11 protein-coding genes are annotated in these 12253 nt (G+C 64.3%); 6 read left to right on the top strand and 5 right to left on the bottom strand.

The genetic code is table 11. The features are described from left to right. Positions 1-97: 97 nt before the first annotated feature. The 3 genes from NTU39_RS22695 to NTU39_RS22685 all read right to left on the bottom strand — a co-directional run bounded on the left by NTU39_RS22695 (position 98) and on the right by NTU39_RS22685 (position 4212). On the bottom strand, positions 98-859 hold the full coding sequence (locus NTU39_RS22695; RefSeq protein WP_150664539.1) for an SH3 domain-containing protein: 762 nt from the start codon (positions 857-859) through the stop codon (positions 98-100). A 366-nt stretch (positions 860-1225) separates the two neighbouring features. Continuing rightward, on the bottom strand, positions 1226-2332 hold the full coding sequence (locus NTU39_RS22690; protein WP_150560610.1) for an S-(hydroxymethyl)glutathione dehydrogenase/class III alcohol dehydrogenase: 1107 nt from the start codon (positions 2330-2332) through the stop codon (positions 1226-1228). A 158-nt stretch (positions 2333-2490) separates the two neighbouring features. Further along, on the bottom strand, positions 2491-4212 hold the full coding sequence (locus NTU39_RS22685; RefSeq protein ID WP_150664538.1) for a putative bifunctional diguanylate cyclase/phosphodiesterase: 1722 nt from the start codon (positions 4210-4212) through the stop codon (positions 2491-2493). A 552-nt stretch (positions 4213-4764) separates the two neighbouring features. Here NTU39_RS22685 and yfiR point away from each other — a divergent pair. From yfiR to NTU39_RS22665, 4 genes are all read left to right on the top strand, one after another. Then, on the top strand, positions 4765-5301 hold the full coding sequence (yfiR, locus tag NTU39_RS22680) for a regulatory sequestration protein YfiR (protein ID WP_257958626.1): 537 nt from the start codon (positions 4765-4767) through the stop codon (positions 5299-5301). A 197-nt stretch (positions 5302-5498) separates the two neighbouring features. Next, the gene (dgcN, locus tag NTU39_RS22675) at positions 5499-6710 is read left to right on the top strand and encodes a diguanylate cyclase DgcN/YfiN (protein ID WP_257958625.1); all 1212 of its coding nucleotides are present in this window, start codon (positions 5499-5501) and stop codon (positions 6708-6710) included. Positions 6711-6785: 75 nt separating this feature from the next. Next, a complete protein-coding gene (gene yfiB / locus NTU39_RS22670; protein ID WP_308340624.1) occupies positions 6786-7409 on the top strand; it encodes an outer membrane lipoprotein YfiB in 624 nt (207 codons plus the stop codon). A gap of 184 nt (positions 7410-7593) precedes the next feature. After that, positions 7594-8988, top strand: a complete 1395-nt coding sequence (locus tag NTU39_RS22665; RefSeq protein ID WP_257958623.1) for an SGNH/GDSL hydrolase family protein — start codon at positions 7594-7596, stop codon at positions 8986-8988. Positions 8989-9064: 76 nt separating this feature from the next. On the opposite strand, the gene NTU39_RS22660 is transcribed toward NTU39_RS22665, so the two are convergent. Beyond that, the gene (locus NTU39_RS22660; protein WP_150664535.1) at positions 9065-9727 is read right to left on the bottom strand and encodes a 2-hydroxychromene-2-carboxylate isomerase; all 663 of its coding nucleotides are present in this window, start codon (positions 9725-9727) and stop codon (positions 9065-9067) included. Between the two features lie 223 nt (positions 9728-9950). On the opposite strand from NTU39_RS22660, the gene NTU39_RS22655 reads away from it, so the two are divergent. Continuing rightward, positions 9951-11003, top strand: a complete 1053-nt coding sequence (locus NTU39_RS22655; RefSeq protein ID WP_150664534.1) for a YeiH family protein — start codon at positions 9951-9953, stop codon at positions 11001-11003. 131 nt (positions 11004-11134) lie between these two features. Further along, positions 11135-11305: a hypothetical protein gene (locus NTU39_RS22650; RefSeq protein WP_157127433.1), complete on the top strand. Its 171-nt coding sequence runs from the start codon at positions 11135-11137 to the stop codon at positions 11303-11305. A 38-nt stretch (positions 11306-11343) separates the two neighbouring features. Here the strand turns inward: NTU39_RS22650 and NTU39_RS22645 are convergent, their stop codons facing one another. Then, entirely contained in the window at positions 11344-12246 is a 903-nt protein-coding gene (locus NTU39_RS22645; RefSeq protein ID WP_150664533.1) for a glycosyltransferase family 2 protein, read from the bottom strand. Between the last annotated feature and the right edge of the window lie 7 nt (positions 12247-12253).

The following is a 12253-nucleotide window of genomic DNA, read 5'->3' as shown; positions in this document are numbered from 1 at the left end:
CCCTGACTGCGCTCCACCTGAAAGTCGCTCCGTCAGGGCACCGACAACCCCCGCCACTCCATTGCCCGAGTTCAAACCATCGGTCGGCATGCACTCACTATCGGTTCGGACCCCCCGGACCCCCGCCCGGCGGACGGCCACCCCCATGACCGCCTCCATGCCCACCGCCATTTCCACCCCCATGGCCGCCTCCGTGTCCGCCACCATTGCCCCCGCCGCCCGGCGGACGCGGACCCTGACCACCACCGTGTCCGGGCGGACGTGGCCCCGGACCTGCACCATGCCCCGGCGGTCTCGGACCCGGACCTGCCCCGTGGCCCGGCGGCCTCGGTCCCGGTCCTGCCCCATGACCCGGCGGACGCGGGTTGCCCGGATAGTAGCCATGTCCCGGCGGTCGCGGACCCGGCCCCGGACCCCAATGCGGCGGACGCGGTCCCGGCGGCGGACGATGCCAGTAACGCTGATCGTTGTACCAAGGCCGATTACGGTAATAGTTGCCCCAGTACGAACCGATCGAGAAGGTGATGATCGGCAAGCCGATCATCGTCCCGTAGCTGAGCACCGGCACCGGATTGCCCTGATAGGGATAGCTCAGCAAAGCGCCATAGATCCATCCGCGTGCGCCAGGCAAGCCGATGTCGCACCACGAATAGCCCGCTACACAGCCGTAAACCGTTACCGGCATGCCGGGCCCCGCCTGCGCGACGACCGGGTAGTCGGACGCCGGGCCTGCCCGCACATTGGCCGATGCATTGATGACCGCCTGACCGGATTGCGCCGACGCGACGCCGGGCAGCACGGCCAACGTCGTCAGCAGGGTCGCGGCCGCGACCGCGAGTGGCAAGGTGGGTTTGTTCATGTTCATCTCCCTGATTCAGCGGCGCACGGCGACGCCCGTCCCGGACTTCGCCACGCTTGCCATGCCCATTCGACCGGACGTTTCGCCCGATGGTTTGCGGTAATGCGTAACGAAACGTTGCCAGAATATTGTCGTCTGTTACGAGGACGGTACTCGCGCTATCCCATGCACGCGCAGTGCTCGGAACAAGCGGGGGAAGCCCCGGAAAAGGCCACCCGACGATACGATGGCGCGGGCAGAGTCAGGCAGATGGCGAGACGAATGCGATGACGGCGGCGTCGCGCCCGTGCGAGCGGCCCGCCGGCATCGCCGGCGGGGCTGTCGGGCGGGTTGAGTACGCCGCCGCGCATGAAGGTATTTGCGAGATCAGTACAACACGACGGAGCGGATGGACTCGCCGCGCTTCATCAGATCGAAGCCTTCGTTGATCTGGTCCAGACGCAGCGTGTGCGTGATCAGATCGTCGATGTTGATCTTGCCTTCCATGTACCAGTCGACGATCTTCGGCACGTCGGTGCGGCCACGCGCGCCGCCGAACGCTGAACCTTTCCACTCACGCCCCGTCACCAGCTGGAACGGACGCGTGCTGATCTCCTGACCCGCTGCGGCCACGCCGATGATGAACGACTGACCCCAGCCCTTGTGGCAGCATTCCAGCGCCTGACGCATGGTCGTGACGTTGCCGATGCACTCGAACGAGTAGTCCGCGCCACCGTCGGTCAGCTGCACGATGGTGTCGACGACGTTTTCCACTTCGTTCGGGTTGATGAAGTGCGTCATGCCGAACTTCTTGGCGAGTTCAACACGTCCCGGGTTGATGTCGACGCCGATGATCTTGTCAGCGCCGACCATCTTCGCACCCTGAATCACGTTCAGGCCGATGCCTCCCAGACCGAACACGACGACGTTCGCGCCTGCTTCGACCTTCGCCGAATAGACGACGGCACCGACGCCGGTCGTCACGCCGCAGCCGATGTAGCAGACCTTGTCGAACGGTGCGTCGGAGCGGACTTTCGCCACGGCGATTTCCGGCACGACGATGTAGTTCGAGAAGGTGGACGTGCCCATGTAATGAAAGATGGGCTTGCCGTCGAGCGAGAAGCGCGACGTGGCGTCCGGCATCAGGCCGCGACCCTGCGTGCTACGGATCGCCTGGCACAGGTTGGTCTTGCGCGACAGGCAGAATTTGCACTGACGGCATTCCGGCGTGTACAGCGGAATGACGTGGTCGTCTTTCTTGAGCGTGGTCACGCCGGGGCCGACGTCGACGATCACGCCCGCGCCCTCATGGCCGAGGATGGCGGGGAAGATACCTTCCGGATCGGCGCCGGAGAGTGTGTAGTAGTCCGTATGGCAGATGCCGGTGGCCTTGACCTCGATCAGCACCTCGCCGGCACGCGGCCCTTCCAGATCGACTTCCTCGATGGTCAGGGGTTTGCCTGCTTCCCAGGCAATGGCGGCTTTGGTTTTCATGGCGTTATTCCTCGTTGCTACGTCGTTCGGGGGAATCCCTTCGCGACGTACCATACCGCGTTCTAAAGTCACGCGCGAGTCTTGACACGCCATGTCGACAAAAAAGACGTCGCTGGATACATGAATCGCTCAGCCCCGCTCAGCCGCGCTCGGCCCCCTCATCGCCGCGCACTGCTGCCCAGCGGTGCCACGATGTGATAGAAGCCCTGTGCGTCGATCGGGCGTGCGAACCAGTAGCCCTGCGCCTCGTCGCAGCCCAGCTCGGTGAGCCGCTGCGCCTGCGCCTGTGTCTCGACGCCTTCGGCCGTCACACGCAACCCCAGCGAATGCGCCATTGCGATGACGGCGCTCACGATGGCATGGCTCGGTGCATGCGTGAGCATATCGCGCACGAAGCTCTGATCGATCTTCAGGCGATGAATCGGAAAGCGCGTGAGATAGGCAAGACTCGCGTAGCCCGTACCGAAGTCGTCCACGGCAATTTCCACGCCCATGTCGTGCAGCGAGCGCAGACAGCCGACGGCGGTGCTGGAGTCGCCCAGCAAGACCGTCTCGGTGATTTCGATTTCCAGATGGCGCGGCTCCAGCGCATGGGCGTTAAGCGCGCGCTCGATCATGCCGACGACGTCCTGGCGCGCGAATTGCTGCGCGGAGACGTTCACGGAGATGCGCGGCAAATGGCCGCAGCGTCGCAGTAACCGGCTCGCTTCCCGGCAAGCGGTCTGCATGACCCATTCGCCCAGCGGCAGAATCAGCCCGGATGTCTCGGCAATCGGCACGAATTCCGCCGGGCCGACAGCGCCGAGCGAGGGATGACGCCAGCGCAGCAGTGTTTCCGCACTGCGGATCTCGCCCGTCGAGAGCGTGACCTGCGGCTGGTAGACGAGATGCAACTGCGAATGCGACGCCTCATGCACGGCCACGCGCAGCAGCGTCTCCAGTTCGTTGCGGCGGCGTGCCTGTGAATCCATCTCGTTGCTGAAAAAGCGCAGGCCGCCACCGGCGGCGCTGGCAATGCCGAGCGCCACGTGGGCGCGCCGCAGCAGCGTCTCGGGGGTATTGCCGTGATCCGGGTAGCTGACCGCGCCGATGCTCGCGTCCAGCGCGACCGAGTTCTGATCGACGTCCACCCATTGTGCGAGCCGTGCTTGAATGCGTGCAGCGAGAAGGCGTGCGCCGTCTCCGGTTTCGTTGGTGACGATCACGAACTGGCTGCCGCCCAGACAGGCGAGGGCATCCTCGGGACCGCTGGCCTCGCGCAGCCGCTCGGCCGCGATGCGCAGCGCCAGCTCGGCGGCGGGCGGACCGAAGGTGCTGCGTAGTTTGCGCAGGTGATCGAGTTCGACCAGCATCACCGTGAGTCCGACTTGTTGAATCGCGCAACGATGAATCGCCAGTTCGAGACGTTCGTTGAGCAAGGTCTGATTGGGCAGACTGGTGACCGGGTCGTGGTGTGTGACATACCAGAGCCGCGACGCGACCTGCACTTGCTGCGACAGATCGAGCACGATGCCGACCCAGCGGCGCTCGCCCGGTGCGTGTTCGACGCAGGAGAGCGCGAGACGGATCGGTAACCAGCTACGGATGTGGGTGAGCAGATGCCATTCGTCGTCATACGGCACCGCTTCATGCGCCGACAGACTGGCCAGCGCAGGCAGGCGGCGGCGTGCCAGTTCCGAAGGATCGAGTAGCGAGAGGAAGCTGCGTTTGCCCAGCAGGTCGTCGGGCGTATAGCCGGTCAGGCGCGTGAACGCCGCGTTCATGCGTTCGAGCATGCCGTCGTCGGTACAGACGAACATCGCATACGGCGCGCTGTCGAGCGCGGCACGGCTCAACTCGCCCTGGACGTCGGGCACCCGACGAGGTACGGGATCGTTCACGTCCGTACCTCCCGAAAGCCGGTCCGGCCGGGATTCAGGAACGTCATGCAACACCTCCCTGGCGTCGCGATTTTTTATCTCGAAAATCGAGCGATCTCGTCGCCCGATTCCTCTTGTTTTTCAATTGGTTATGAGCGCCATTCTGCCACGATGCAAGCGTCTTCGTGCAAGGGAAAACGCGGGGTCGGAAGGGGTTCCGAAAAGGCGGCGGCACGCGCATGCTGTGGGCTGGCGACACCGGTGTGGAAATGCCTCGTCGGACCCGATCCGTATGGCTTCGCGAGGAGCCGTTCGGTATCATGCGGCCTGTTTCCGTCGGGATGGCACTGAAATGGCGTCGATCTCACGGGTGGTGCCGACAATGCATTTTGACGGGCAAGCGGACGACCGCGAACATTTGGGTACTGAGGGAAGGCGACGTTGCATAGCGTCCGGACAATGACGACCGGTGTGACACGAGGCCTGCGGCAAACATGCGGCAGAGGTCGGTCTGCGCGCGCGCGCTCATGGCTGCGTCTGTTGCGGTTGTGCCTGATGTACCTGAGTGTCCTCATGGTGGGACTGACGGGACTGGCAGGGCAGGCCGCGGCGCAGTCGTCGGCCGCAGGCAATGCAAGCAATGCCGGTGCCGCTTCCGTCAGTGTGCGTGACGCCAATGTCCGGCAAGTCGTACTCGGCATCATCAGTTTCACCCGCTGGCCGACGATGCCCGCGAAAGTGCGTCTGTGCGTGGCAGGCAACACCGACTATGCGCGCGACCTGCTGGCGGCTCAGCCGTCAGGCAGTGCGCCACCGGTGGAAGCGCAGCGCGTCTCGCCTCTGGAGCCGACCATCGGTTCGTTGTGCGACGTGTTGTACCTCGGCGCGATGAGCGATATCGAGCGTCGCCAACTGCTGGCCAACCTCGCCGGTCATCCCGTGCTGACGATCAGCGAACGCAACGACTCGTGCACCGTTGGCACGATGTTCTGCCTGAACGTCGATGCCGACCGGGTGACCTTCGATATCAACCTCGACACCGTCGCGCGCAGTGGTGTGCGTGTCCACCCGAACGTGCTGAAGCTGGCGCGAAAGCCAGCAACGCCATGACAACCCAATTCCCCCCAGCCCATCCACCGCCGTCCGGACCCGGGACACCCGTGGCCGGACTGCTGTCACCGCAAGCCGCGCCAGACGTGGCGACCGGCGCGGCAGCGCACGAATCGACCCACGAGCCGCCGCCCGCTTCCGCCGGTCTCACATCGACGCCACCCCCTGCTTCAACCGTGCGTCGGCGACGACCCTCCTTGCAGCGCGTGCTGCGACGCACGCATCTGCGTCTCGCGGTCTCCGCCGTGGTCCTCGCTGCACTCTTGCTCTCTGGCGTCGCGTGGATCGCGCTGCGCGCCTACGCCGAAAACAATCTGCTGCTGATCGGGCGCTCGCTGGCCTACACCGCCGAAGCGGCAGTGGTGTTCGGCGACAGGGTGGCGGCGCAGGAAGCGATTGCGCTCATTGCCAAAGACGAAGACGTGGTTCAGGTGCGCGTGCTCGATGCGCGCAACGCGCAGTTTGCGATGTGGCGGCGTCCCGACGGCGGCACGCTGGCACGTATCGAGCGAACTGTCGCCGACATCGCCATGCCCGGTCCGGTGACGCTGCCGATCCGTCATGAAGACAAGGTCGTCGGCACGATCGAAGTCCAGGGGCAGGGCAATCAGTTCTTCGTGTTTCTGATGAGCGGAATCGGTGGCGTGCTCGCGTGCCTTGCCATCACGTTCGGCGTTGCGAATGTGCTGGCCAAGCGGATGCACCGCGATATCGTCAAGCCGCTGCGTGCGCTGGCGGAAGTGGCGCATGCGGTGCGTCGCGAGCGGGCGTTCCATCAGCGCGTCGCCGCGACGCCGATTGCCGAACTCAAGGAACTGGGCGACGACTTTAACGCGTTGCTCGACGAGTTCGAAGGCTGGCAAAACCATTTGCGCGCGCAGAATGCGACGCTCGCCCATCAGGCGAATCATGACCCGCTGACGGGCTTGCCGAATCGCGCGTATTTCGAGTCGCGGTTGGTGCAGGCGCTCGATGAGGCACGCGAGTTGGGCACACACGTCGCGCTGTTGTATCTCGACAGCAATCGCTTCAAGGACATCAACGATCAGCTCGGCCACGACGCTGGCGACGCAGTGCTCGTGGCGATTGCCAAGCGTCTGCGCGAGCCGCTACGCGAGGGGGATCTGGTGGCACGTCTGGGCGGCGACGAGTTCGCGGTGATGCTGCCCGGCGTGCGGCAGACGTCCAACGCCGTGCGTCTCGCCCAGAACCTGCTGGCCTCGATGGAACGGCCGATTGCCCTGCCCGACGGCAGCGAACTGGCCACGTCGATGAGCATCGGCGTGGCGTTGTACCCGACACACGCCAACGACGCGGTAGCGCTGCTGCGCGCAGCGGATGCGGCGATGTATCAGGCCAAGCGTGTCGGCGACGGCACCTGGCATGTTGCGGAAAGCCCCAAGGGATAAGGCGGCGAGCAACACCTAAGCTGAAAACATAACCATAAATGACGACCGGATTTCACACCGCAATGGGGATTGGCCTTGGACTTCGCTGCTATCGCTGCTAATACTGCCGACGCTGTCGGCACGGGCAGCTCACAACATTCATCTGCCCGCCGGGGCAACTTCCGTGGCCACTTCACCGCCGCGCTGAATCGCACTTTCTCGCAATACCGGACGCTCCTGCGTCGCGCGCTCGGGCTGCTGGTCCTGCTTGGCTTCGGGGCGCTCGCCGGGTGTCAGACCACGCCTGTGCACGGCCTGACGCCTGAGCAGATCGCAGCGCTCAAGTCGGAAGGCTTCACGCAGACGGACGAAGGCTGGGAGTTCGGGCTCTCGGACACGGTCCTCTTCGACACCGACAAGTTCGTGGTGCGCGACCCTGCGCGCGAGACGGTCACGCGCATCGGGCACACGCTGGTGAAGGTCGGACTCGACGCGGTGCGCGTCTACGGATACACCGACTCGGTCGGCAGCGATACCTACAACGAGCAGCTTTCGGCACGCCGTGCCGACGCTGTGGCCGGTGTGCTGGCTGAGGCAGGCGTCAAGCGTGCAGGCATTCAGACGATCGGGGCGGGCAAGCGTAATCCGGTGGCCGACAACAGCACACCGGCAGGGCGCGCGCAGAACCGGCGTGTCGCTATCGTGATCTCGACGCGCTGACTTCGACGTACTGACTTCAACGTACTGACTTCGACGTACTGATTTCGACGCACTGATTCCTCTCGTCTTAGCTCGTCGGGTTTCGACACGCCAAACCGGGCGGCGGGGCCATGCCTGAAAGGTAATGTAAGTCCTTGCCAACGGCCGCAATCAGGCACAATGACGGCTGCTGCCCGAATCATCCATGTTGGCCTACGCTGTTTTCATGCTCCCGACGTTGTCTACGTTCAAGAACTTCTGGCTTCCCGCTGCCGAGGGCTCGTCCCGAGTGCAACGTGCTTTGCGCGTCGCGCTGACCGTGTTCGCGGCCACCCTCGCCGGTGTGTCCTCGACGGCGTTTGCTCAGGGGCAGGGCGCATCGAATGTTCAGAGCGCACGCGTCGGGGCATGGGCGACGGCCCCGCAAGCCGTCGCGCAGCATCCGGCGGCGCCTTCGTTCAACCGGGCACCGGCCGCAGGTGGACGCACCGTCCGTCAGATCGTCTATCCCACGCTGTCCGGTAACGATGTCCGCGTGCGGTTCTCGAACGCTTACGGCACACAGCCGCTGATCATCGAACGCGCGAGCCTCGCTGTCTCCACACGCGGTGCATCCATCGACGCGGGCACGGTGCGAGGCCTGACGTTCGGCGGGCAACCGGCGGCGCGCATTGCACCGGGCGCGTCGCTCGAAAGCGACCCGTTGCCGTTCGCTGTGCGTGCCGGAACGCCGCTGGCCGTCAGTCTTTTCACACAAGAATCATCGAAGACGCCCACCACGTGGCACAAGATCGCGCAGCAAACCGCCTTTCTGAGCGGCGCGGGGGATTTCGTCGATAACGCACAGGCGGCATCGTTCCCCACGCGCTTCACGAATACGTTGTGGCTGGCCGGGCTGAGCGTCGTGCCCGATGCCCCGTCGCACGCCATCGTCGCGATTGGCGATTCGATCACGGACGGCATGCGCAGCACGCTGAACGCCAATCGTCGCTGGCCGGATGGGTTGGTGCGTCGTCTGGACGCCGCCGGGCGACGCGATATCGCAGTACTCAATCTCGGCATCAGCGGCAATCGCTTGCTGCACGATTCGGCCTGCTACGGCGAGCGGCTGGTGGCGCGCTTTCGTCGCGACGCGCTGGAGCAGCCCGGTGTGAAGACGGTCGTCGTGCAGATCGGCATCAACGACATCAATTTCGGTTACGTGCCGCCGCACGGTGGGCTCGATTGCGACGTGCCGCACGTGATCGTGACCGCGCCGGAGATGATCGCGGGCTATCAGTCGCTGATTGCGGCGGCGCACGCCCGCAACGTGCGCATTGTCGGCACCACGATCCCGCCGGGCAAACTGCCGCCTGAGCGCGAAGCCGTGCGTGAGGCCGTCAATCAGTGGGTCCGTACCGGCGGCGCGTTCGATGGCGTGATCGATTTCGACGCGGCGTTACGCGATCCGTCGCAACCGACACGCATGCTGCCGCGCCTGGATAGCGGTGACGGCACGCACCCGAGCGACGCCGGTTACGCTGCGATGGCAGACGCCGTGTCGCTGCCGCTGATTCTTGGTAGCGATGCGAAGACGCAACCGTCGGGAGCCACGCGCTGACGTCTGTCAGCGGCCCCCCGTCGATCACCATCACGCAGCATCAAGCACCTTCAAGCACCTTCAAGCAGCGTCACTATCAGCGCTCGCGTTTCACGCCGACCGTCACCTGTTGCAGCCGACTGACGTCCGGCGACTGCAGCCATTCCGGATGCGCGAGGCAATGGCGGAACATCGCCGTGGCGTCGTCCCCCCAGTACAACTCTCCGTTATAAGCAAACGTCGGCACGCCGAACACCCCGGCGGCAATCGCCCCTTCGGTGTTCTCGCGAAGCGCCGCTTTGACTTCGGGCGATTCTGCGCGCGCTGTCGCGTCGTCGGGACGCAGGCCGAGGCGCTCGCTCAGATCGGCCCAGCCCTGCGGGTCGGTCACGTCGCGTCCCTCCGCCCAGATGAAGCGGAAGATCGTGCGCACGACGTCGTGCGTCGCGCCTAACGCAACCGCCAGGCGCAACACGCGAATCGGATGGAACGGGTGCACCGGCGGCATCCGGTACGCAATGCCGTCCTGCTCGGCGCGAAACTGCGCCATGCGATAGGTAAAGATGCGCTTATACGGCGTCTCTGCCGGTCCCTGCGTCTGCAAGTGCACGAGGATCGCGCCCAGCACGATGGGTTTGAGTTCGATGTCGAGCGTGCGCGGCAGCGTATCGAAGCGCTCGAATTGCAGGTATGCGAACGGGGAGGCGAAGTCGAAATACCACTGGGCGTGACGGACGGGGGTGTCGGCAGTCTGCGACATGGGGCGCGGTCTCCTGTGTAGAAATTTTTCTCGGCGCGTGCGACTTGACGCTCGGGACAGTGTACCGGGACCGCGCGAACGTCGCTAAAACCCTCATGGAATCAGTGGCTTATCATTGCTCTGAAGATTTATCGGAATTTTGGATGTTTTGTATCCGATATAACGATTTTTATTATTGAAGCGGAGTTTTTAGACTGGCACTCATTCGCAAGGAGTGCCCGACATGACAACAAAAACCCACGCTGCAACGCCCGCTTCGGCCAGCCGTCCCGACACGCTGGTGCCGGATCAGCACAACCCTTGGGCGGGCCTTATTCTGTCGACCGTGATTGCTTTCGTGGCGCTGTTGCTGGGGCGTCAGATGCCGCTCGTCGGCGGTCCGGTGTTCGGCATTCTGCTCGGCATTCTCGTGCGTAATATCTTCGCCCCGGGCGCACGTTACGAGTCCGGCATCAAATTCGCATCGAAGTACGTGCTTCAGTGGTCAATCATCGCACTGGGCTTCGGTCTGTCCCTGTCGCAGGTGGCGCACACTGGGCTCGAATCGCTCGCCGTGACTGCTGTGACGATCACCGCCGCCGGTTTGTCGGCCTGGGGACTGGGTCGACTGCTGGGCGTGCCCGACAAGCTCAAGCTGCTCATCGGCGTGGGCACAGCCATTTGCGGTGGTTCGGCGATTGCCGCCGTCACGCCCATCGTGAAGCCGGACGATCACGAAACGGCGTTCGCCATCTCGACCATCTTCCTGTTCAATATCGCCGCCGTGCTGCTGTTCCCGGTGCTCGGTCACGCGCTGCATCTCTCGGATCTGGGCTTCGGCATGTGGGCTGGTACGGCAATCAACGACACGTCGTCGGTGGTGGCAGCCGGTTACAGCTACAGCAAGGCGGCTGGCGACTACGCCACGATCGTCAAGCTGACCCGTGCCACGTTGATCATCCCGATCTGTCTGACGCTGGCCGCCATCGTGGCTTACCGCGCCAAGCGCGCCGGTGCCGGTAACTTCAGCCTCGCCCGCATCTTCCCGTGGTTCATCCTCGGCTTCCTGATCGCATCGGGCATCCGCACGGCAGGCCTCGTGCCCCCTGCGCTGCAACCGTGGATTCACGACGCTGCCGAATTCCTGATCATCGTGGCGCTCACCGCCATCGGGCTGTCGTCGAACCTGCGCCGCATGGCATCGACCGGTGTGCGTCCGATCCTGCTCGGACTGGGCGTCTGGGCGGCGGTGTCGGTCAGCAGCCTCGTGGTGCAACTGACGATGGGGCAACTCTGAGATAGCGGCAAGGATGAGACCCCGACGTTAGGGCAGACCCGGCGGGCAAGCCGGGTTTCGTCGCCTAGAATGCAATCACGGACGGCCGCCGGTCGTCCGTGATGCATTTTCGGCGTTTCCGGGAGGCCGTTATGTCAACCTCATTCGGCGAGATCTGGTACACCATCGGCGCACTCGTGCTGATCGCCGTGCTTGCGGGCATGGTGTGGGAGATGGGGGTCTGGTGGACACGTCACCCGGATAGTCCTGCGGTGAAGCGTCTTGAGCACGCGTGGGCACGCATCCGTCACCCACGGCACTGATTCACGGTTTCAACGGTACTGGCGCGAGGCCGGACGTCTCAGTCCAGCTTGAGATGTTGCGGGACGTTGGCGTCCCAGCGCGCAAGGTCTTCAAGCGGGTAGGGCTTGCTGCCGTGCAGCGCGCGTTTGATGCGGCTCTTGCCGCTCGGCATCGGCACGTTGGGCAGTGCCGCGCCTGCGGGCGTGCCCGCGAGATCGAGATAGTCGCGCTTGAACTCGGCCTGCGTCATCCCCCACTTCATCAGGAATTCGCGACTGCCGCGATTCTTCACTACGCGTCCGGTCGAGCGGCAACCGAAGTGATAGACCACACTCTTGCCGACGATACGAAACGTCCGGCAGCCGACCAGCCAGAGCTTCATCAGGAAGTCGTCGTCGCTGCTCATACCGGGGCCGAACTCGATGCTGTAGCCGCCGACCAGATGCCATAACGCGCGGCTCACGAGCGTGGGTTGCGTCGGTACGCCATTCACGTCACTGCGTCCCAGCGAGGCGGCGAAGGCGAGCATCGCAGCTTCGTCGAACGTCTCCGGCGTGGTGCCGAAATCCTTCGAAACGACTTGCTTGCTGACCCCGGCGTTGGGCTCGACCATGACCGACGAGAGGTAATAGACGGGCGTGCCGAGTGCCTGGAGCGCGCGGGCGGCATCGATGAGTGCGGTATCCCAGCCGGGCGTGACGAACATGTCGTCGTTCAGGAACAGCAACTGATCGTGCGACGCGAGCGGTGCGAGCTGATTGAGCGCGAGGCAAACACCCACGTTGCCGCTGCTGTGCGTGTGACGCAAGCCCTGCTCGCGCACCCAGTCGAGCGTGCCGTCGCTGCCGTCATTGACGTGCACGAGAATCTCGTGCGCCTCGCCGGAGTGTCGGCGAACGCTATCGATGCACAGCTTGAGGAACGGCAGGTTGTTCCAGGTGGGAATCAGGATGCTTAGCATGAGGGAA

The sequence above is a fragment of the Pandoraea commovens genome, assembly GCF_024704525.1.
Taxonomy (GTDB): domain Bacteria; phylum Pseudomonadota; class Gammaproteobacteria; order Burkholderiales; family Burkholderiaceae; genus Pandoraea; species Pandoraea commovens.
Note: the sequence above shows the minus strand (reverse complement) of the source record. Positions and strands in the feature narration are given on the sequence as shown.

Coding starts and splice junctions, on each gene's coding strand:
- NTU39_RS22695 (WP_150664539.1), bottom strand. CDS start 859: ATGAACAAACCCACCTTGCCACTCGCGGTCGCGGCCGCGACCCTGCTG.
- NTU39_RS22690 (WP_150560610.1), bottom strand. CDS start 2,332: ATGAAAACCAAAGCCGCCATTGCCTGGGAAGCAGGCAAACCCCTGACC.
- yfiR (WP_257958626.1), top strand. CDS start 4,765: ATGGTGGGACTGACGGGACTGGCAGGGCAGGCCGCGGCGCAGTCGTCG.
- NTU39_RS22655 (WP_150664534.1), top strand. CDS start 9,951: ATGACAACAAAAACCCACGCTGCAACGCCCGCTTCGGCCAGCCGTCCC.
- NTU39_RS22645 (WP_150664533.1), bottom strand. CDS start 12,246: ATGCTAAGCATCCTGATTCCCACCTGGAACAACCTGCCGTTCCTCAAG.
- NTU39_RS22660 (WP_150664535.1), bottom strand. CDS start 9,727: ATGTCGCAGACTGCCGACACCCCCGTCCGTCACGCCCAGTGGTATTTC.
- NTU39_RS22650 (WP_157127433.1), top strand. CDS start 11,135: ATGTCAACCTCATTCGGCGAGATCTGGTACACCATCGGCGCACTCGTG.
- NTU39_RS22665 (WP_257958623.1), top strand. CDS start 7,594: ATGTTGGCCTACGCTGTTTTCATGCTCCCGACGTTGTCTACGTTCAAG.